Below are 20957 nucleotides of genomic sequence, written 5' to 3'. Positions count from 1 at the left end.
AGTGACGCTATTAACCCTATTCTAATTATACCTCGAAAAGGGCACTCCGGTCTCACAAAAAAGGAGAACATTTTGTTAACTTTCAGCCATCTCTCACTCCCAGTAAAGAGTTCAGAGCGCCCTGCGGACCCGGAGCTTTCCCTTCTCACTGTCGCCGGCTCTCACAAAGCCTTCTTTCTCAAAAAGAGAAATCGTTCCTGTCCATGAAAATGCAGCGATGTACCTGCCATCCTTTCCGGGTTTCGAGGGATATCCCTCTGCGAGCTTCGCGCCTTTCTGCTGCATGGCCTTTATTGCATGCCTGAGCATGGCCCTGCCTGCGCCCTGCCCGCGGAACCGGCTCTTTACGAAGAAACAGGGCAGCGACCAGACCTGGTCAGCATCGTCGCATTTCAGGCTGGGAGACCTGTCCAGCCTCGGGAATTCCCTGCGGGGACCGAAGGTGCACCATCCTACGGGCTCTTCCTCATGATAGGCAATGATCCCGTAAACCTTTCCGGCGAGGACCGACTGCCTGAGCTGCTCCTTATTGGGAATGCCTTTTACGGCCTCCCACTTCACTCCCTTCTCTATCCTCCAGTACATGCACCAGCATCCCCCGCATGCCCCGTTTTTCCCGAAGAGGTTCTCAAGATCAGGCCACAGCGCCGGGCAGAGCTCCTTTGTGGTTATCATCATGGGACTCCTTTCATACGAAAAGGGCATCGGTGAAAGCGGACACTTGATAGAGGTGAATCTTCATGGCAACAACTCCCTGGATTATACGATTTTACCGAGAAAATAGGGAAGCTGTACTTTCCACCAGACCCAGTCGTGGCTTACGTCATTCCCCCAGAAATCAACCCAGGCAGGGATGCCGAGCCTCTCAAGGATGGTGGCCATTGTCCCTGCGTCTTCCACGCAGTCATAATCCCATGAGCGCTCCCACGGACCCTGTCCTACCGATATGATAAGGCTGCTTGAGCGAAGCAGTTCAAAGCTGTGGGGATCCCTGAGGCCGGGCAGGTAGACAGGGGGAAAAAACTGTGCCACATACTCATCCATATACTCTCCGATAAAATACCCCGACCCATAGACTCCACTGAGGGCAATGGTGCCTCCGAAAGCCCATGGATAACGGAACATGAAATTCAGTGTATGAGAGCCTCCCATACTGCAGCCCGTCAGGAGAAAGCGGTCCTCGTTGCGGCAATGATTCCGGATAAAAGGGACGACCTCGTTTATCACATAGCGCTCATAATCTTCATGCCTGCGGGCGCGGTCTACAGGGTGCAGAGCTCTGTTGAGCCAGGACTCGTTGTCAACGCTGTCAACGGCAAATATCTTGATCCTGCCCTCATCAATAAAATGGCGGCATGATTCTATCATGCCGAAGTCTTCGAATTCATGGAAGGTCCCGCCTGCTGCCGGAAAGACAAGAAGGGCCCTGCCATAATGACCGTAAACCTTTATCTTCATCTCCCGGCCCAGTGAAGGGCTATACCAGCTGTGGTATTCCATGTTCACTCTCCTTTCAGTGAAGAAGTCTTCTCCGGCTGGCATGCTATCCCTTCAAAGGCCCCGGCTCCCGCTTAAGGCCGGCTCTGTTTGACGGTGGCATGGGGCCGTGGTATAATACATTCAATTCTTTCACGCGGGAGGCGCGATGAAACTCTCTACCAGGGGACGCTACGGCATGCGGCTCATGCTTGAGCTGGCCCTTCACCATGGGGAAGGGAGGCTGTTTCTCAAGGATATCGCAGCACGGCAGGAGATCTCTGAGAAGTACCTCTGGCATCTCATCATGCCTCTCAAGACAGCGGGCCTCATATCCTCCACCAGGGGGGCGAAAGGCGGCTATGTCCTCGCGAGAAGCCCCGAAGACATCACCTTGAAGGACATACTTTACCACCTCGAGGGGCCCATCACCCTCGTGGAGTGCGTGGAGACCCCCTCGGTATGCTCCCGCTCTCCGCGCTGCGCCGCCCGGGATGTATGGGAGGCGGTGTCGGAGAAGATGGCGGACTGCCTCTCTTCGTTCACACTGAAAGAGCTGGTGGCGCTTCACAGGAACAAACAGAAAAAGTCACTTTAAGGATTTCCCTTCAGAGTTCTTTTTCCCGTCCTTGGTCCCCGCCTGCGTCACCACTGTACCCGGCGGGATGCTCGAGGTGAGCCACACGTTGCCGCCTATCACCGATCCTTTCCCCAGGGTGATCCTTCCCAGGACCGTGGCTCCCGAGTAGATTATCACGTCGTCCTCCACAATGGGGTGCCGCTTGATGCCCTTGATGGGCTTTCCGTCGGCGTCAAGGGGGAAGCTCTTGGCGCCAAGGGTCACTCCCTGGTAGAGCCTCACGTTTTTCCCGATTTCCGCTGTCTCACCTATCACGACGCCTGTTCCATGGTCGATGAAGAAGCTTTCGCCTATGGTGGCGCCGGGGTGGATGTCGATGCCGGTGATGCTGTGGGCATGCTCGCTTATAATCCTCGGGATGAGCGGGATGCCAAGGCGGTAAAGCTCATGGGCGATGCGGTGGTTGGTGATGGCAAGGATTCCCGGGTAGCAGAAGATGCACTCGTCGGGGCTCATGGCCGCGGGGTCGCCTTCATAAGCGGCCTGCACGTCTGTCGTGAGGAGCTGCTGGATGGCGGGGAGGCGCTCCATGAAATGCTCCGAGGCATCCAGGGCCTTCCTGGAGCAGAGGCTGCAGTCTTCCTTGGTGTCATCACAGGAAAAGCAGAGGCCCCGCTTTATCTGCTCCTGGAGAGCCCGTCTTACATGATCGAGGGTGGCTCCCACGTGGAAGCAGATATTGCTGCTGTCGAGCTCCGAGGTGCCGAAGTACCCCGGGAAGATAACGGCTCTCAGGGACTCCACTATCTCAATGATAGAGTTTCTCGAGGGGAGGGGGAGCTCCAGGCCCTTTCTCCTGTAAGTGCTCATCACGTGATGAATATGGGAGCAGAGGCTGCCCACCACCGATGAGAGCTCGCAGGTCTCGCGGTTCTTCTGCGCGGTAATCGAAAGATTGTTTCCGTCTGTCATAACAGATCCTCCTTTCAGGGATTCCATGAGTTCTTCTGCCAATAAGCTTTCCTTCCTCTCTTATGATGACCGGGGCTCTGATTCGATGGCTCCCTTGCAGGGAAGAAAGTATATTTCCCTTCAAAGGGATCCGGCCTTCACCGGGCTTTGCCGCCGCAGGGGCTGCGCTCCTGTTTCAGGTGCCTTTCAAGAAACTCCTCCATGGTTTTCCAGGCCTTCTCCGTCTCTTCGCGCTCGCCCTTGAGGATGTCCCTGTCGGGAAGCCATGGGACATAGATGAGGAAACCGTGGGCGCAGTGGGGGTAAATCTCCATTTCAACGGAAATGCCGTGTCGGAGAAGCTCATCCCTGAGGAGGCGCGCCTGTTCAGCAGGGACGGTGGTGTCCTTCTCCCCCTGAAGTATCAGGACGGGGCACTTGATTTTGCCGGCAACGCCGAGGCCGTTCCGGATCTGAAAAGAGAGGGGGCGGTCATCGGGGCCCTTCCCGTAGGTCCTGGTCGATATGCCGTCGGCGCCGAGCTTGCCCTGGTCCCTGAGATACTGCCACCACCTGTAGATATCCATGACCCCGTACACCGCCACCAGGGCTTTCGGCTCGCTGGTGCGCGCTGCCGCAAGGACGCAGATCAGGGCTCCGTGGGATGCCCCGGCAAGGGCCATCCGGCTCCCCTCAATGCCGTCGAGGCCGGCGCAGAGCTTCATGGCGCTCAGCACGTCAGTCACTTCCCCCTTGGCAATCTCCACGGTGCCCTCGGAGCCGTCTTCCCCCCGGTATGAAGGGCAGAACACGGCATATCCCATCCTGGCGAGCCTTATGCTCGAGAGGCGGTGCTCCCTGGAGATGCCTGAGATGCCGTCATGGCAGAAGATCACGCAGGGGAGCCTTGCGCCGCCCTCATGGCGGGGGGTGAAGAGAAGGCCCCTCACCTTGAGGCCCCCCGACAGGTAAGAGAGCTTCTCAATGACGATGCCGCTCTTTTCACCCATCGCCCTCCTTGCGAGGAGCCGCCCGTCGCCTCCAGAAGCAGAAAGGGGCGGCGCGGCGAGGAGAAGGATCACCGTGAGGAGTGAGAGAAAAGGTCTTGTGAAGTGCCTCGGATCCATAAGGAAGTGCTATTTCCATGGCCGGGCCGCCTTCACCTTCCCGGAGGGAAAAGAAATCCCCGCTCCGGGAGGGCAGAATTCACCAGGAAGAAGGTGCGGAGCCATGAGATTCATAGTGAGAGCTCTGCTGATTGCCTCAATTCTCTGGGCAGCGGTCATGACTCAGGCTCCCGGGAGCTCATGGCGCCTGGTGAGCGATATCCCTTACCGCGAGGTGAAAGGCTCCTCCTCAAAGCTCACCTCCCTCGACCTCTATGTGCCGCAGGGAGGGAAGGCCCATCCTGTGGTGGTTTTCATCCATGGCGGCGGGTGGGCCAGGGGTGACAAGAGCCATACCCGCTCGAAGCCCGGTTTTTTCACCGGTGAGGGCTGCCTCTATGTCACGGTGAATTACCGCCTCTCGCCGGCAGTAAAACACCCAGTCCATGCGGAGGATGTGGCTTCGGCACTTGCCTGGGTTTACCGTCACTCGGCCTCCTATGGAGGCGATGAGAAGAATATCTTTGTGATGGGCCACTCTGCGGGTGCTCACCTCGCGGCGCTTGTCTCCACCGATGAGAAATACCTCGGCGCCGAGGGCCTTTCCCCCTCGATCCTGAAAGGCACGATCCTGCTTGACGGCGCCGGTTACGACATCCCCCGGCAGATGGGGACCAACACTGCACGGCGGGCTTACCATATGTATGCCCAGGCCTTCGGAGAGGACAGGAAGACCCTCGAGGACGCCTCGCCGGTAAACCACGTGGAAAAGGGGAAAGCGATGCCCTCGTTCCTGATTTTTTATGTGGCATCGCGGAGTGACTCGAAAAAGCAGTCTGAAGCACTCGCAGAAAAGATAAAGGCCGCCGGGGGGGCGGCCGAAGCGGTTCCCGCAATAAACAAGACCCATGAAACCATCAACACAGAGCTCGGCGTCCCGGGCGACAAGCCCACGGAGGCCATCACTGCCTTTCTGAAGAAGCTTTCCGGCGAAGGCTCAGCTTCCCAGGGCACTGCTCCGGTGAAAAGCCCCTAGCGGTAGCCGTCAATCTTCCACTGAGTCCCTTCCTTTTTCACTGTGAAGAGGAAGTTTTTCTTCTCACCCGAGGCGTCTGACTGGAGGTAGGCGCTGGAATCGCCTTTTCCTGCCACTGTCACCAGGGTCTGCACCTCGGAGGTGGCGGCATCGATTTTTTTCGTGGTGACGCTGTAAATCAGGTACGTGCCTTCCTTGAGCTCGCTTTTCAGGCGGTCCATTGGCTTCCCCGACTGGAGGGCCTGCGTGAAAAGGCCGTAGGCGAGGTCGTACCGGCTGCTTGAGATGAAGTTGAAGAATTTTCCCACTGCTTCATCGGCTCCCTGACCCAGAGATGATGAAGACCCTCAGCCCGCGCATACGAGCGGGGGAGAGAACACAAGCAAGACCATCATCAGCGCGGTGAGTAACAGGGCACGGATCTTCATCGCGAACACCTCTCATTTCTTTTAAGGTATAAGTGCAGGGAGCCGTCAGCGGTGACCTGCTCTACCTCATATCATAGCAGACTTTTCCCCCCGTGAAAAGGTGTGTGAGCTTTATTCAATTTATTTTTACAAAATGGTTACAATGCGGCAACATAATGTTTACAAAAAGCCTGTGACCGGGACCCGGGGAGAGAGTCTAATCGGGCAGAAAAAGAATAAAGGAGGAGACGGCAATGTCAGTAATCGAAGGGATCGGCAGAGTGAAGAACGGAGCGGGAACAGGGCACAACAGGGCTGGGGACCTCGTGAGCGGTCACCGCACCGGTGAAGGCCAGTGGTCATTAACCAACCAGAACAATGGCGCCCAGTTTGAGGCATCGCGGCAGAACGGCAGGGGCTGGAACGTCACAAGAACCGATGGCACGACAGGTGAGCAGTCCATGGGAGACTTCACGGTCCTCTCAAGGCCCAGGCCCGACGGGAGCACGGGAGTCATGGTCTGCGACTTTGACCGTGACGGCTTCAAGCCCTTATCGGAGAGCGATTCTGATTCGGGAGAGCCGGTGACTTCCACGGGAGATGACGGCACGGTAACTACCACGACGGAAGACGGCTATTCCGTGGTCCAGAATCCCGACAACACCATGCTGACCACCACGCCCGGCGGCTACCAGATTTCCTATGATGCCGCCAACTCGACCTCCACCATCACTGATCCCCAGAGCGGCCAGTCCAGCACCATATGGGGAGATCCCCACGTGGCGGAGAGCGACGGCGGCCAGTGGGAGTGGCAATCCGCCACGAGCACCTATGTCCTCCCCGATGGCACCAAGGTCACGATGAACTCCACCGGCGGCGACGATGCCAATGGCTACGGCACCCTCCAGTCAATGGACATATACTCCGGCGCCGGCACCACCCATGTGGACTCGAGCGCCGCAGGGACCCAGGTGCTCACTGACTCACGGCCGGCCGACGAGGCCCAGGGCGACGGCGACACCTACCTCGGCGACAGGGATGTGGACAGCTGGTACTCCGTATCAGGCACCGAGATGGCCGCGTAAGGAATATACCGCAGAAATCTGAAGGAAGGGGGGCAGAGGCTCCCCTTCCTTTTTGTCATGAAAAGTCTTGTCATGAAAAGTCAATGAACGGTTATTTCACGGGAATAATGCTCAATTATGCGACGGCATAAGGAATTTCACGCTCGTACCATTCTTTTTCCCTCCTGATGCGGGCGTCCATCTCCCTGTGGAGATCTTCGCCTTCTTCAGCGAGCCTGAGGCCCTCATCAAGGTGGGAGCCCTCCTGATCCCGGAAAAAGAGAGAGACCTCTGCGAGGCCTTCGTAGAATTTTTCATAGCCCATGAGGGCTATCTCGTAATAGGATCCCAGCTGGTCGGCACAAGGCAGGGGCCCCCGGTAGTAACTCACTTTGCCGGTGATCCACTCCGCCATGTGGTCAAAATCCTGCGCCGCCCTCTCCGTGGCTGACTCTTCCCGGAGCTTTGCCGCGAGCTTCCGAAAGTTCACGATGAAGGTGCTCTCTTTTTCGACGCTCTGGGGCGCGCAAAGGGCCTGCATCTTTCTGAGGTTCTTGAGGCTGTAGCTTCTGGGGCTCATTGTCGTTCCTCCCTCTCCTTTGTCTCTCTGCCTGTTTAGACAGGTCGTACCGCCGGGCGTCACGGCCTTTTTGTAAACAATATGTTGCCGGAATATGAGCTTTTTGTAAACATGGTGTGATGAATCGGAAATTCTGCCGTCTAACGCTCTTCCCTTTTCTCTATGATGGCGCCCCCGAGGACCCTGTCACCGTCATAAAACACTGCCACCTGCCCGGGTGTGATGCCTTTCTGAGCCTTCTCAAAAAGCACTTTCAGCCTGCCGCCGGTCATGGCGGTGATCTCCGCTTCGGCCTCCCTGTGGGCAAGCCTTATGCGGACCCTTGCCCGAAGGCTCCGCGGGGGGCTCTCAAAGGCTATCCAGCGGGGGCTGCCGGTAATGAGCCCCCGTGAGAAAAGCCTCTCTTCAGGCCCCACCACGAGGGTGTTGCGGGGGGCGTCTATCCCGATGACATAAAGAGGCTCCCGTGACGAGATGCCCAGCCCTTTCCTCTGGCCGACGGTGTAATAGACAATGCCGCGGTGTGTCCCGAGCCTTGTCCCTTCCTCGCTCACAATGGGCCCCTCGCTCACCCTGCCTTCAAAGATGAGGGAGCGGCAGCTCTCCTCGAGAAAGTCCTGGCTTTCTGCCTTTTCGGTGACGGAGAGGCCGAGGCGCCTCGCATGAGAGCGCACCTCCTCCTTGAGGAGCCCTCCCAGGGGAAACAAGGTACGGCCGAGCTGCTCCTGGGTGAGGTACGAGAGGAAGTATGACTGGTCCTTTTTTCTGTCAAGTGCTTTTTCCAGGCCATACCGCCCCGTCTTTTCATCAAAGCACCTCTTTGCATAATGGCCGGTGGCAAACATGTCAAAGTGAATTCCTGCCATGCCCGCCTTCTCAAGGAGAAAGCCGAACTTCACCCTGTAATTGCAGCGGATGCAGGGATTTGGTGTTCTGCCGGCAAGGTATTCCTCTCTGAAGTATTCAAGGACTTCCCGGCGGTACGCCTCGCTGAGGTCAATAACAGAGAAAGGAATGCCCAGGAGCTCTGCAACAAGTTTTGCATCCTGAATGTCATGGAGCTCACCCGGCCCGTAGCAGGAATGTTTTTCATGGGTGCGCCCTCCCCCCTGCGGCGCTCCGCCTTCCCAGACCTTCATGGTGACGCCTGTGACTTCGTGGCCCTCCTCTTTAAGAAGGGCTGCCGCCACGGAAGAATCAACGCCACCGCTCATCCCGACAAGGAGCTTCATTGCGGAGCTCCCTGATGGCAGAAAATCATTTTCAAAAGCCTCATTTCCAAGGATAGGGAAAAATTCCCTGGCGAGGTTCGAGAAAAGCTTCTCATTATCCTCTTGCCGATTTCATGAAGCCCTTGCAGGTGCACCGCGAAAAAATTTGCCATGGAGAAAGGATTTTTGTCCACGATTAAAAAATACTTATGAAGATGCGGTGAAATCCCGCCCCTGTGAACTCCTGCGAGGCCTCGGCACCAGGAGGCGAGGGGTTTTTTACCTTTTCGATTCACCGCTATGGATACTACAGAGAGCATCATATCAGAGAGCTCAGTCTTGTTGGGAGGAATTTGAATATATGCTGAACACATTGCAACCGAGAGTAAGTAAGCTTGTCCTTTTCGCTGTCTTTGCCTTTCTCCTCGCGATTGTCCTGAAGCTTGACGCGTCTTTTGCCTCGCCGGCGCAATCCAGGGAGATCCTTGTGGCGGCGAAAACAGAATCCCAAAAGACTGCCGGGAGCACTGCCGCCAAGGACAAAAAAGCCGAACCGAAAGAAGCCCCTTCCGCTGCTCCAGCGACAAGTCCCGCTGCTCCACCTGAGACAAGTCCCGCCGCCACTTCTGAGGCATCTTCCACCCCCTCTGCCGCTCCCTCGCCGGGGGGATCGGAAAGCATGACTCCCGGGGCCTCGCCGACGGAATCAGCTTCAGCATCGGTGTCTCCCGAGGCATCGCCTTCAGCATCGGCAGCTCCGGCAGAGAAAGCCAAGTTTGACATCACCAAGTACACAATCCCGATAGCAGGTGGTGTGGGAGGCCTTATAATCCTCCTTATCGTTCTCAGGCTGGTGCTTGGCGGCAGGAGCAAGAGCGTCTGTGAGCGCTGCGGCAAGCCTGTCCTCGCAGGGATGGTCTATTGCGATGATTGCTCTTCATCTAAAAAGCCTTATCCCGGAGAGGAAAAATCCTCACCGCCCCCCTTGAAGGATCGGGAGGAGCCCCGGCCTGCCCCGCCAGTATCGACTGCTGAGCCCAAGAAGAAGGCCCGTCCCACGGGCAGGGTCATCGCCACCATCACGGTGAGGAAGGGAGCAAACCCGGGCTATAAGTTCAGCTTTTACGAGTCCCAGTCGCAGATTACCTGCGGCAGGGACCCTGACTGCGATTTTGTCATAGAAGACGATGAAGAGGTCTCCGAAAGACATGCCGTCATTTCGATGGCTGAGGGCTCAAGCTTCCTTATCCATGACATGGGAAACACGTCGGGTCTTTACCTGAATAACGAGAGGGTAAAGCAGTCAGGCCTCAAGAGCGGGGACGTGATAAGGATCGGGAAGACAGAGCTTACTTTTGCAAGGCTTTAACGTTCAAAGGAGATGGGGAAGTGAAAAGGGGTAAATGGAGGAGAGGGGCCTTCATTTTTTTATCTGTTCTGCTTTTTTTCCATGGGGCTGCCCAGGCAAAGGATTTCTTCAAAGTCCAGAAGGTCACGCAGCTCCAGTACCTTATTGGCAGAGAGCACGATGGTCCTGCCAAGCCCACCGTCTCCTGGACCGGGCCTCCTGACATCCTCCTCATTGACGGCAGGACCCTTTTCTTCCCCAGGAAAAACAAGCTTTTCCAGGTATACCCCGCAGATGGCCAGGAGGCCGCTCCCCTCAAGGTTGCCCTTGCCCCCAACGGGATAAGGTTTGCCTGTTCGTCGGGTGACGGCCTCATGGGCATGGGCTCCATTGACAGCTTCGAGGTTTCCCCCCTCAGGGAGCGCACCTGGTTTGACAAGGCCGAGTGGGCGAAGGACAGCCGGACTCTCTATTTTACCAGGAGCGGCGGCCTTTTCCGCGCCCGGTTCGGCGAGGGGTACTCTGACAAGCTTTTTGACGGCGTCACTGATTTTTTCCTCTCATCTGACGAAAAGCGGGTGGTTCTCAAATCCTCCAGGGCCGAGGAGAAGGAGCCTCTCTACTATCTTGCCACCCTCGGCAGCTCCTCCAAGGAGCCTCTCCCCCGCGGCGGCCTTTTCACGGAAAGGAGAGGGCAGTATCCTTTCTTCAGGAACATGTCCGGTGATTTTCGCAGGGTGCTGATAGAGAAGCGGGGAGCCCAGCAGAAGGGCTTCATTCTCTACAGGATTGACTGGAAGAACCTTCTTTCAGAATCCAGGACAATCCTTGAGGATTCCCGGGGCGCAATGGATGCCGCCTTTTCGCCCGACGGCAGCAAGATTGCCCTTACCTGCCGCGATGGAGCCGGCGCGTCGTCCATGGTGGTCCTCACTTCCCTGGGGGATATTCTTGTGAGGTTCTCCCTGAAAAAGGACTGGGTGTACCAGAATCCCCTCTGGTCCCCCAGGAGCGACAGGATACTGTGGAACTATATCGATACCGATAAGCCTGAGGATGAGAGAAGCCGGAGCCTCATCAGCGACGTCAAGGGAGTCTCAATCTCTTTTCTCCCCGTGGCCGTCAATCCCTCGGAGGCATACTGGTCCCCCAGGGGCGACGCCATAATTCTCAAGCAGCCTGACCGCTCATCCCGTGTAGGGAGCTATGTTGTCTATGATATCCATAGAAAAAAACTGAAGGAGCTCTTCAAGGACGACAAGAACAGAGCCACAAGCCGCCCTGTGTGGTCGCCTGAAGGCGAATCCATAGCGATTATCGACTATTCCACTTTCCAGAAGCGAGAAAAAAGAGGAGATACTGAGAATGTCTATTTCAGGGAGCAGATATTTCTTTACACCCCCTCCGATGAATCGCTCCAGCTCCTGTGGTAAAGCCTGATCATGGGAAGAAGGAAGGCGACTCTCCCTCTCTGGAAGAGCTATTACCCCTATGCGGCGATCCCGCTCCTGTGCGGAGCAGCCCTTCTCCTGCTCAGCTTTTTCTGGCAGGGCAGACCCGCTTTTGATGAGAAGAGAGCCTATGGTCATATGACCAGAATCCTGGAATACGGCCCCCGGCCGCCGGGCTCGCAGGCCCTGGAAAAAGTGCGGGCTTACCTGGTGGCGTCCCTCTCGCAGGACGGTCTCCCGGTGACAGAAGATACCTTCCAGGCAAAAACTCCTCTGGGCAAGGTGGTCATGAAGAATATCACCGCCATCGTCCCGGGAGACCCGGAGCGCGTCGTGATCGTCGGTGCCCATTACGAGTCCAAGTATTTTCCGCAGTTCGCCTTCGTGGGCGCAAACGACAATGCATCGGGCACGGCGGCCCTTCTTGAGCTTGCGAGGATTCTCCCCGGCAAGAAGCACCGCTTCACCACAAAGCTGGTATTTTTTGACGGCGAGGAGGCCCTTGTGCAGTGGTCCCCGTCTGACGGCCTTTACGGGAGCAGGAGGTTTGTCGAGGAGAGCGTGAAGGACGGCTCCCTCGGCAGGATAAAGGCGATGCTGCTGCTTGACATGATTGGTGACGGAAATCTTGCGGTGAACAGGGATCTCAACTCGACGACGGCTCTTTCAAAGCTCATGGAAACCACGGCGGCAGAGCTCGGTTATTCAGACTATTTCTCCGGAAGCGACATCTGCCTCGACGATGACCATATCCCTTTTCTCAGGAAGGGGATCCCATCGCTGGACATCATAGATTTCACCTATCCTGAATGGCATACTGCCGGTGACGTACTCGAGAGGACAAGCGAGAAAAGCCTTGGCATCGTCGGGGCCGTCATCGAGAGAATGCTCGAGCGCATGAATAATATCTGATCCCTACTTGATCGACTCCGGGAGGGGCTCCATCTGGCCCATCTCCTGCACAAAGCGGTTCAGGGTGTCCTTGTCGGCTGAGCGAAGCCACTGGTATTTGCCCTGGAAAGAGGGATCCATCTCCTGGTATGTGCCGTTGAAATTACAGCGGGCCCATGGTGATTTTCCCTTGAGGGCCTTGTTGTACATTGCGATTGCATAAGCCTTGTCTTCGTTCATCGCATGGTCCGTCTTGCACTGGAGCCTCAGGTAGCGGCAGAATATCCTCTCTATGTAGCGGATCCCCTCTCGCTCCTTCCAGAAGAAGTCGTCAAGCACCACGCCCTTGGGTACGGGGCACCGCATTTTCGTGCAGTCGTCTCTTGTGCCGGGCCCCTCAAGGTCGATGAGGTATTTCACGTCCAGGGTGGGGTTCTTGAAAAGCGACCCCAGAGCCATGGTGGTCCCGTCATAGAAGGAGATGATACCGATATTTCTCTTGTCAACCTCGCCCTGGAGGCTCCTGAGGTACTTTATCACCGTCGTCACGTCGTCCTGGTGGCAGGGCCCATTGTAATCCTCCGTGCCTTCACTCTTTCCCCTTCCCTGGGGATCAAAGCAGAAGACGCCCATGCCGGCGCCGGCGAAATACTGTGCATAAGGGAACATGGTCCGCGCTTCCTGCCCTCCGGGCGGTACTATGATCAAGACCGGGAGGGGCCTCTCTTTCCCTATGGGAGTGAAGAAATAGCACTGGAGCCTGCTCCCGTTCGTTGACTGCAGTACTACGGTGTCATTGAGGTCCACCTTGAACTGCTGCTTTTCCGCCCCTGCAGCGCTGCCTGCAAGGCACAGCACCAGCAGAAATGCAGCCATAAGAGTGATAAATTCAGAGTGTCTCCTTATCATAGCTACCTCCAGGCTTACTAATCCCCCTGTGGTCCGGGGGGCAAGGCTCTCCATGCGGGGCGTGAATGATCCTAAGAGCAGAGCTCGAGAAGTCTTTTGGAGAGTTTCAGCGACGCGTGTTTGTTGATGAATTCGTCTGCCGGCTTCGTGCGCTTGAGGATGAGCTTTCCCCCGCACTCCTTGCAGTAGTAATTCAGCGTTTCAGGATTAAAGCCCGAGAGCTTCATATCCTTGACCTGGCACTTGTGCTCGAAAAGATTGTCCAAGGTATGCACGTACAAGGTGTCACCTCATGGTCCGGCTTGTTTTACCGGTCTTACCGGGCAATTCCGGCACCGTCAGTAGTGTTCATTCCACAGAGAGCGGTTTTTCCCTTCTTATTTGATTTGCCCTGAAAAGAGGAGTAACCCTTCAGGTGGTGTAAGAAAGGAGAGAGGATCAGGGGAGGCATTGAAAGGTTCCAATGAGCACTGCCGCCGTTGTCAAGAATGCCCGTTTTGTCGGCCAGGAGCACCAGGGCTGCGATGCCATGCTCATCGAAGGGGGGAAGATAAGGGCTCTTGCAAAAACCTCCGACATTGACGCCCTCTCCGGCGGAACCTGTGAGGTCATTGATATGGCGGGAGCCTTCATTGTGCCGGGCTTTATTGACACCCACACCCATTTTCTTCACACAGGCCTCCATATGACAATGGTCTCCCTGGTGGCGGCAAAAAGCATCGATGAGATGATAACAATCCTGAGAGAGGAAGAGGGTGAGACGGCGGAGTGGAAGAAGGGCTTCGGTTTTGACGAGTCGCTCTTCAGTGAGGGGAGGAGGCCCACAAGGCATGACCTGGATAAGGCCGAGGCCACAAGACCCCTGGTGATTTTCAGAAGAGATTACCATTCATGTGTCGTCAACACCGCGGCCCTTAAGAGCCTTTCGTTGCCGGAGGCCATAGCGTCGCATGCGGTGAGTGAGGGGATTTTTGCCGGGAAGGCCAATGACTGGATCCGCCAGGTTCTCTCAAAGAGCACAGGCGACCGCGAGAGGCGCGAGGCTTGCATGAAAGCCGCGGCGCTCGCTCTTTCAAGGGGAGTGACGACTGTCCACGCCCTTGAGGGGGGAAGCCTTTTTACCACTGAGGACCTTGAGTTTTTCATTGAGGGAGGCCTTCCTCTGGGGCCCCGTGTGGTCCTTTATCCGCAGATAACGGACATCCGTTGGGTGAAAGAGAGGGGCCTCCCAAGGATCGGCGGATGCCTCCTGGTGGATGGATCTTTCGGCTCCTGGACTGCGGCCCTCTCGGAGCCTTATCAGGACAGGGCCGATACGGCGGGGATTCTTTACTTTGACGACGGGGCGCTTTTTTCTTTCGTTGAGAGAGCACACAGCGAAGGCCTTCAAATATCCCTCCATGCCATCGGCGACAGGGCTATCCGCCAGGCAGTCGATGCATACGAAAGAGCGCTTGCACGGCACCCTGCGGCAGATCACCGCCACAGGATTGAGCATTGCGAGCTCCCTTCAGTGTCTGATATTGAGAGGATAGCAAAGCTGGGCATAGCCCTTGGGGTGCAGCCTGCCTTTGAGTCTCTGTGGGGCGGCGAGGGAAAGATGTATCACCGGCGCCTCGGTCTCCGCAGGATGAGAAGGACGAACCCCCTGAGAGAGCTCCAGGAGGCAGGCATTGTCATGGGGGGAGGGTCCGACAGCGATGTGACCCCTCTGGATCCTTTCCTCGGCATTGAAGCGGCGGCAACCCATCCCACGAAGCCATCGAGGCTCACGGTGAGTGAGGGCCTGGAGCTTTACACCGGGAATGCGGCATTCCTCTCCCGCGGGGAAGGCTCCCCGGGAAGGCTTGCCGAGGGGATGGCCGCTGATTTCACGGTACTCTCAATGAACCCTTTGCAGACGCCTGGGGGAGAGCTTGGGAGAATAAGGATTTTGAAGACCTTCGTGGGGGGGGAATGTCTTTTTGAAGGGGCAGATACCCCTGGAGCGAAGAACATCAGGTAATTCCATGGGGGACCCTTGAGTCGCCCCGAAGAGAAGGAGGAGTCATGGCGGAAGAACTGGAGATAGGGATAGGGTCGGGCACCCCCCTGGGGATCCTTTACACCGGCGATCTGCACGGGAACGTGGAGAAAATGAAATATATAGCTACTCTTGTCAAGGAATACCGCGCAAAGAGGGGAGAGGTCCTGCTTCTGGACTCGGGCGACTGGAGCAGGGGAAGCCCCCTCTGCGACCAGAACCATGGCATGCCCATGGCGGAGGTGATGGCTTATCTCCGTTATGATGCCGTGGCCCTTGGAGAGGCCGATCTCTCCTGGGGCATAAGGGGCCTCAAAAAGCTCCTCGCCGCAGCGGGATTTCCCTTTCTCTGCGCCAACATTTCCGGTGAGCTCCCTCCGGGGATTGCGCCCTTTGCCATGAAAACATCGGGAGGGCTCAAAGTGGCACTTTTAGGAGTGAGCCCCCCGGTGAAGCTTCCCGAGCGCCACATGGCGATGACCTCTCCCGAGGAGGCACTTGCAGGGACACTGAAAAAGATAGCCCCTGAGAAGCCCCACCTGGTGATCCTCCTTTCCCACCTGGGACTTGAAAAAGACAGGGAGCTCGCGGGGGCTTTCCCTGCCCTGGATGTGATCATAGGCGGCCATTCCCATGACAGGCTTGATAAGCCTGAGCGCGTCGGGAATGTACTTATCACCCATGGCGGCGCCTACGGCGAGTTTCTCGGGAGCCTTGAGCTTGCCGTGGGAACGGCCGTCACGCTGAAGGGGAAAGAATAACTGAAAGAGGAATTACGATGAAAAGAACCACGCTCTTTGCGGCATTATTCCTGCTCCTGCTCCTGTCCCCATGGGCCATGGCGGATACGGCGGGCCTCCAGGCCAAAAAGGCCGAGAAGGATCTGCTGGGGCTCCCCCCGTCGCTTGGCCCCCTCTACTGGTCCCGCATTGAAAAGACGGCTTACCTGAAAGGGCAGTTCTCCAAGCTCTACCCGGTGGCCATCACCTATGACAAGACCCTCCTCTCCGGGAAAGACCGCCATGTCCTTGAGCACCTCGTAGAAGCCTCGCGCTATGTTGACCGCATCTTCCTGAGGCAGGTCTCCGCCAGGAACGAGGAGATAAAGAAGATCCTCGAGAAATCGGCCGATCCTCTTGACCGCCTTACCTACAAATATTTTCTTTTTAATTTCGGCCCTTTTGACAGGCTCAATGAGTTCCATCCCTTTTTCGGGAACAGGGAGCGCCCTCTCGGCGCCAATTTCTACCCTGCCGACATGACCAAGGAGGAGCTTGAGAGCTGGCTCACCCTTCATCCCGAGGACAGGGAGGCTTTCACGAGCGATTTCACCGTCATCAGGAGAAAGGGGAAGGACCTTGCGGCCGTTCCCTATTCCCAGGAATATGCCGACCTGCTTGAGCCGACGGCGCGGGCTCTTGAGGAGGCCTCGCGGATAACTGAGAACGGAACCCTCAGGGATTTCCTTGCAAAGAGGGCCAGGGCCTTAAGGACCAATGATTATTTCGAGAGCGATCTCGCCTGGATGTCCATAGAGGGAAGCCTGCTGGACCTGGTGATCGGCCCCTACGAGGTCTATGAAGACAAGCTTTTCAACTACAAGGCCTCCTTTGAGGCTTACGTGTTCCTGAACCTACCCGGCGAGGCGAAGAAGTTTGAGCAATACACGAGCCACTTGAGGGACATGGAGGCCAACCTGCCCCTTCCCGGGGCCGACAAGAACCTGGATAAGGATTTTTCTTCGCCCATAAGGATCGTGCACCTCATTTACTCGGCGGGAGACGCCCGCTCGGGCATCCACACGGCGGCCTTTGCCCTTCCCAACGACGAGCGCGTGAGGAAGGAAAAAGGCTGCAAGAAGGTGATGCTCAAGAACATCATGGAGGGTAAGTTCAGGGGGAGCACCTATCCTATCGCCCAGAAGGTGATTATGAAGGAGCAGCTTCCCTTCGTGACCTTTGAGGCCTATTTCAGGGACACCGTATTTCACGAGCTCTCCCATGGCCTCGGTCCCGGACTCATTGCCCTCCCCGACGGCACCAGGAAGGACACAAGGGTCTGCCTCAAGGAGAACTACTCAAGCATCGAGGAGTGCAAGGCCGACGCCCTCTCGGTCTATAACCAGCTGTTCCTTATGGACAAGGGGGTGATCAGCCGCGATGACTTCAAGAGTCTCTGCGTCTCCTACCTTGCCGGCATCTTCCGCTCGGTGCGCTTCGGCATCGAGGAGTCCCACGGCAGGGGCTCCCTTGTGCAGCTCAACTGGATGATGGAAAAGGGGGCTTTCTCGTACGACAGCCTCACGGGGACATACAGGATAAACTTCAGCAGGTTTGCCGAGGCGAACCGCTCCCTGGCCCGTGAGCTTCTGGAGATCCAGGCCAGGGGCGATTATGAGGGGAGCGGGCAGTTCCTCAGGAAGTACGGGGCTTGCCCCTCCCACCTTATGGAGACCTTCAGCAGGCTTTACGAGGTCCCTGTTGATATCGAGCCCCTCTTTGAGTACGGGGCCTCTTAGCAAGGAGTCTCTGGCATATGGCAGTTTTCGGGGCCGGTGACGAGATAGAGGAAAAATACCGCGTGCGCCGCATTCTCGGTGAAGGCGGCATGAACACGGTGTACATGGTGGAGACCCTCAAGGGGGGCCGGGTTTTCGCCATGAAAGTGACAAAACCCCGCAGTGAGCTTGGCGCCCATTATGCAGAGGCTTACAACTCCTTTCTGAAGGAAGTCTCGATCCTCATGTCCACGAGGCACCCCTGCATTCCCCGCATCGAGGATTATTTTTCCCTCGGCGATCAGTATGTCATTGTCGAGGAGTTTCTCGAGGGCACCTCCCTCGACAAGTACCTCGAGCACAACCTCCCCAGCGAGCGTCAGGTCTGCGAGTGGGGCATCCTGCTCTGCAATGCCCTCCAGGCCCTCCACAAGGAAAAGATAATATTCCGCGATCTCAAGCCGGCGAACATAGTGCTCTCCCCCTCGGAAGAGGTGAAGCTTATTGATTTTGACATTGCCCGCACTTACAAGGACGGCCAGGCCAGGGACACGACACTGCTGGGGACACCAGGATACGCCGCCCCCGAGACATACGGCACCTCGCAGAGCGATCCCCGCTCTGACATATACTCTCTGGGCGCCACGCTCCACAACCTCATTACCGGCGCTGACCCCCAGGACAATCCTCTCAGGTTCGAGCCCATAGAGAAATTGCGCAGCGGCGTGAATCCAAGGTTTGAGCAGATAATCATGAAGGCTCTCAGCGCGCGGCCTTCCGACCGCTACAGCTCAGTCGATGAGATGAAAAAGGAGCTGCAGAAGGTGCTCCCCAAGCTCATCGCTCCCATGGCGCCTCCGCTGCAGCCGTCTTTCCCCTCGCCTCCCGCGGGCCTGGCAGGGACTGTGCAGTCTACGGGGATCGGGTGCACTACGATAGAAGCAGTTCTCCAGATCGTGATAACTCTCATAATAGGAGTGTGGTGGCTTGTTTCCCACATGTCTTCGTGTAAAATAAACACTGAGAGCACCCCGCCACCCTCACCGGCGGCGAGCGCCAGGGTGGTCCGTTACTACGCTGCTCAGGAGCCCTCACCGGGCGCAGGGTATGGCATGGCTTCGGGTATGCCCGGTATTCTCACGATAGCCACGGGTTCATCATACAGGGTTCCCCGCAGCAGGTTCCTCACCATCTATAAGAATACTTTCAACGCCTCGCCTTCATTCGATGTGAAGCCTTCGCTCAAGCTTGCCTTCCAGTCTCTTGAGCCCGGCGGCGACCAGGAGGCAGAGTTTTCCTGTGTCATAAATAAGCCTGGCAGCTATCATATGAAAGTATGCTTCGTGATGCCCCAGGATGTGACCTATCTGACCAGCGCCGGCTCTTTCACGGAGCTGCCGGGAGAGTATGGGGAGAGCTCCATCACCACTCTTACCCGCTGGTCGGGCCACGATGGGGAGTTCAATTTTAAGGTGTCAAGCAAAGGCACGCCCGTCGAGGGCCTTATCAAGTGGCGGCCCGCGGAGAGTGTACCTGAGCTTACCTATGACCATGACTATCCCTGGCTCGGCCCCAGGGCCCTGCTGTGGCTCACCGACAAGCATGAGAGCCTGGTTTTCACCAAAGGCTTCATGATAATGAAAAATTAGAGGAAGGACTGGCAGGGTCACTATGCCGGAGCTTGCTGCAGGAACGGTTGTTGAGAATAAGTACAAGGTGGTCCGCCTCATAGGCGAGGGAGGCATGAACAGGGTGTACCTTGTGGACAGCCTTGTAGCAGACAGGCAGTGGGCCATGAAGGTCACGAGGGAGCCCTCTGAAATACAGTCAACGGAGCAGGAGGCCTACAATCACTTCCTCAAGGAGATCGCCATCCTCACGACGATCAGGCACCCCAATATCCCCGCCGTGGCAGATTACTTCACCCTTGGTGGCCAGTGCTACATCATTGAAGAGTTTATTGAAGGGATCACCCTTGAAGAGCGTGCGGAACAGCATCTCCCCTCCCTCAAGGAAGTTCTCGCCTGGGGCCTTGTCATCTGCGAGGTTCTCGAGGTGCTCCATAAAAATGGAATCATATTCCGCGACCTCAAGCCTGCCAACATGATGCTCTCAAAGGAGGGAGCTCTCAAGCTTGTAGATTTTTCCATTGCCCGCTATTTCAAGGAAGGGAAGCCCCTTGACACGTCGCTTCTCGGCACTCCCGGCTACGCCGCCCCCGAAACTTATGGAAAAGCTCAGAGCGACGAGAGATCTGATATCTATTCCCTTGGCGCCACGCTCCATCATCTTCTTACGGGAGTGAACCCCCAGGACCATCCCTTCCAGTTTGCCCCGGTGAGCGACCTCCGCCCCGATGCTCACAGTACCCTGTCGGCCCTTGTAATGAGAGCCCTTGCGATGAATCCCGCCGAGAGGTTCCAGTCGGTGAAGGAAATGAAGGCTGCTCTTTGCAAAGAGGAAGAGAGGCTCAACCCGCTCCCTGCCCCCGCTGCAAATCCGCTTCCTCCATGCACTGCCCCCACTTATTTTGATTTTTTCTTGAAAATGGTACAGGTTATTGTGGTGATTCTGGTAGTGCTGATCAAACTCCTGGCAGTAAATGAGGAGCACGGCAATTCTCCCCGTGGAGCTTCCGGTGTGCCGAGAGTGATATACACGACTCCCGCACCGGCAGAATTCAGCGGCAGGATGCCTCAGGTTCCCAAGGACTGGGAAAAGCAGGTACCCAGGGCCACACGGGTCTCATTCCTTCCCACGCTCAAGTATCCCCCCTGGGGAAGCTTCAGCCTCCACTTTGGAGACAGCGGAGTTCCTTACAGAGATACCTTTCTCTATTTTACAGAGTCTTCCGCCGGTGACCTTGTTCCTGGTGCGCCTTATGTGACCCTTTCGGCAGAGAGAATACCCCCCGGCGGCACCATTGAAGTGTTCTGGTGCTTCAGGGCCCATTACCACAGCCCGGTCTCCTCGGGAGCCTGGGTTCACAAGGTGAGGTGCTTTCTGGCCATGCCCGTCAATGACAGTTATCTCAAGGGAACCGGCGAATTCATGGAGATTCCCTGCCGTCTTGCGGCTTTCAGCTCAGATCCTCCGGGAGCGTTGATAGACGGTGGAAAAGAAATCAGGTTCAACGTGAACAGTGATGATTCAGTGATAAAATGCATGATGGTATGGAAGATCTCAGACTTGATCCCCCTGCTGAAATACCGCAAGGCGGAGCCGTGGAAAGGCCCCAGGGCCGTCATCGCCATGGAGGAAGTCCATTACCGGTGGCAGTACACCAAGGGATTCCTCGTGGCCCCTCCCCTTCCCGCGCCCCATGCGAAGAAGAAAGGCAAGGCTCAATGAAGGATGGGGAACTTTTAACATTTTTTTAATAGGCCCGGGAGAAAGCCTGTGCTAGAATAAAAGTGGCAGAATAGAG

Annotated in this window: 20 protein-coding genes; 11 read left to right on the top strand and 9 right to left on the bottom strand. The window is 56.6% G+C overall.

Annotation, left to right across the window (positions count from 1 at the left end; genetic code table 11):
* Positions 1-111: 111 nt before the first annotated feature.
* Positions 112-678: a GNAT family N-acetyltransferase gene (locus RDV48_11125; GenBank protein ID MDQ7823338.1), complete on the bottom strand. Its 567-nt coding sequence runs from the start codon at positions 676-678 to the stop codon at positions 112-114.
* Between the two features lie 81 nt (positions 679-759).
* A complete protein-coding gene (locus RDV48_11120; protein MDQ7823337.1) occupies positions 760-1500 on the bottom strand; it encodes an alpha/beta hydrolase-fold protein in 741 nt (246 codons plus the stop codon).
* 145 nt (positions 1501-1645) lie between these two features.
* On the opposite strand from RDV48_11120, the gene RDV48_11115 reads away from it, so the two are divergent.
* Positions 1646-2074 (top strand): Rrf2 family transcriptional regulator, encoded by a 429-nt coding sequence (locus tag RDV48_11115; GenBank protein MDQ7823336.1) that lies wholly within the window; start codon positions 1646-1648, stop codon positions 2072-2074.
* Here the strand turns inward: RDV48_11115 and epsC are convergent.
* Positions 2066-3028: a serine O-acetyltransferase EpsC gene (gene epsC / locus RDV48_11110; protein MDQ7823335.1), complete on the bottom strand. Its 963-nt coding sequence runs from the start codon at positions 3026-3028 to the stop codon at positions 2066-2068. The two genes, RDV48_11115 and epsC, sit on opposite strands and share 9 nt — an antisense overlap.
* A gap of 137 nt (positions 3029-3165) precedes the next feature.
* Positions 3166-4134 carry a dienelactone hydrolase family protein gene (locus RDV48_11105; protein ID MDQ7823334.1) on the bottom strand — a complete coding sequence of 323 codons (969 nt, stop codon included), beginning with the start codon at positions 4132-4134 and terminating at the stop codon, positions 3166-3168.
* 103 nt (positions 4135-4237) lie between these two features.
* Between RDV48_11105 and RDV48_11100 the strand changes: the two genes are divergently transcribed.
* Complete coding sequence (locus RDV48_11100; protein MDQ7823333.1) at positions 4238-5149, top strand: alpha/beta hydrolase; 912 nt, start codon at positions 4238-4240, stop codon at positions 5147-5149.
* Here RDV48_11100 and RDV48_11095 read toward each other — a convergent pair.
* Positions 5146-5457: a hypothetical protein gene (locus RDV48_11095; protein ID MDQ7823332.1), complete on the bottom strand. Its 312-nt coding sequence runs from the start codon at positions 5455-5457 to the stop codon at positions 5146-5148. The genes RDV48_11100 and RDV48_11095 overlap by 4 nt on opposite strands.
* Positions 5458-5810: 353 nt before the next feature.
* Between RDV48_11095 and RDV48_11090 the strand changes: the two genes are divergently transcribed.
* Positions 5811-6641, top strand: a complete 831-nt coding sequence (locus RDV48_11090) for a DUF1521 domain-containing protein (protein ID MDQ7823331.1) — start codon at positions 5811-5813, stop codon at positions 6639-6641.
* Positions 6642-6756: 115 nt separating this feature from the next.
* Here the strand turns inward: RDV48_11090 and RDV48_11085 are convergent, their stop codons facing one another.
* Together RDV48_11085 and mnmA are read right to left on the bottom strand one after the other, a co-directional pair.
* Entirely contained in the window at positions 6757-7200 is a 444-nt protein-coding gene (locus RDV48_11085) for a hypothetical protein (protein MDQ7823330.1), read from the bottom strand.
* Between the two features lie 140 nt (positions 7201-7340).
* Positions 7341-8432: a tRNA 2-thiouridine(34) synthase MnmA gene (gene mnmA, locus RDV48_11080; GenBank protein ID MDQ7823329.1), complete on the bottom strand. Its 1092-nt coding sequence runs from the start codon at positions 8430-8432 to the stop codon at positions 7341-7343.
* Between the two features lie 340 nt (positions 8433-8772).
* Between mnmA and RDV48_11075 the strand changes: the two genes are divergently transcribed.
* From RDV48_11075 to RDV48_11065, 3 genes are read left to right on the top strand one after another with little or no spacing between them, the layout of a single operon-like run.
* The gene (locus RDV48_11075) at positions 8773-9780 is read left to right on the top strand and encodes an FHA domain-containing protein (protein MDQ7823328.1); all 1008 of its coding nucleotides are present in this window, start codon (positions 8773-8775) and stop codon (positions 9778-9780) included.
* A gap of 20 nt (positions 9781-9800) precedes the next feature.
* Entirely contained in the window at positions 9801-11192 is a 1392-nt protein-coding gene (locus RDV48_11070) for a hypothetical protein (GenBank protein MDQ7823327.1), read from the top strand.
* Positions 11193-11201: 9 nt separating this feature from the next.
* Positions 11202-12122 (top strand): M28 family peptidase, encoded by a 921-nt coding sequence (locus RDV48_11065; protein MDQ7823326.1) that lies wholly within the window; start codon positions 11202-11204, stop codon positions 12120-12122.
* A gap of 3 nt (positions 12123-12125) precedes the next feature.
* Here RDV48_11065 and RDV48_11060 read toward each other — a convergent pair whose 3' ends face one another.
* Positions 12126-13010, bottom strand: coding sequence for a hypothetical protein (locus RDV48_11060; protein MDQ7823325.1), 885 nt, complete (start codon positions 13008-13010; stop codon positions 12126-12128).
* A gap of 71 nt (positions 13011-13081) precedes the next feature.
* A complete protein-coding gene (locus tag RDV48_11055) occupies positions 13082-13285 on the bottom strand; it encodes a hypothetical protein (protein MDQ7823324.1) in 204 nt (67 codons plus the stop codon).
* Positions 13286-13473: 188 nt separating this feature from the next.
* Between RDV48_11055 and RDV48_11050 the strand changes: the two genes are divergently transcribed.
* From RDV48_11050 to RDV48_11030, 5 genes are read left to right on the top strand one after another with little or no spacing between them, the layout of a single operon-like run.
* The gene (locus RDV48_11050; GenBank protein MDQ7823323.1) at positions 13474-15015 is read left to right on the top strand and encodes an amidohydrolase; all 1542 of its coding nucleotides are present in this window, start codon (positions 13474-13476) and stop codon (positions 15013-15015) included.
* A gap of 44 nt (positions 15016-15059) precedes the next feature.
* Positions 15060-15794 carry a metallophosphatase gene (locus RDV48_11045; protein ID MDQ7823322.1) on the top strand — a complete coding sequence of 245 codons (735 nt, stop codon included), beginning with the start codon at positions 15060-15062 and terminating at the stop codon, positions 15792-15794.
* Between the two features lie 17 nt (positions 15795-15811).
* Positions 15812-17551, top strand: coding sequence for a peptidase (locus tag RDV48_11040; GenBank protein MDQ7823321.1), 1740 nt, complete (start codon positions 15812-15814; stop codon positions 17549-17551).
* A gap of 17 nt (positions 17552-17568) precedes the next feature.
* Entirely contained in the window at positions 17569-19179 is a 1611-nt protein-coding gene (locus RDV48_11035; GenBank protein ID MDQ7823320.1) for a serine/threonine-protein kinase, read from the top strand.
* Between the two features lie 22 nt (positions 19180-19201).
* A complete protein-coding gene (locus RDV48_11030) occupies positions 19202-20881 on the top strand; it encodes a serine/threonine-protein kinase (GenBank protein MDQ7823319.1) in 1680 nt (559 codons plus the stop codon).
* The last annotated feature ends 76 nt before the right edge of the window (positions 20882-20957 follow it).

It is taken from the genome of Candidatus Eremiobacterota bacterium (genome assembly GCA_031082125.1).
GTDB lineage: Bacteria > Vulcanimicrobiota > CADAWZ01 > CADAWZ01 > Ess09-12 > Ess09-12.
Note: the sequence above shows the minus strand (reverse complement) of the source record. Positions and strands in the feature narration are given on the sequence as shown.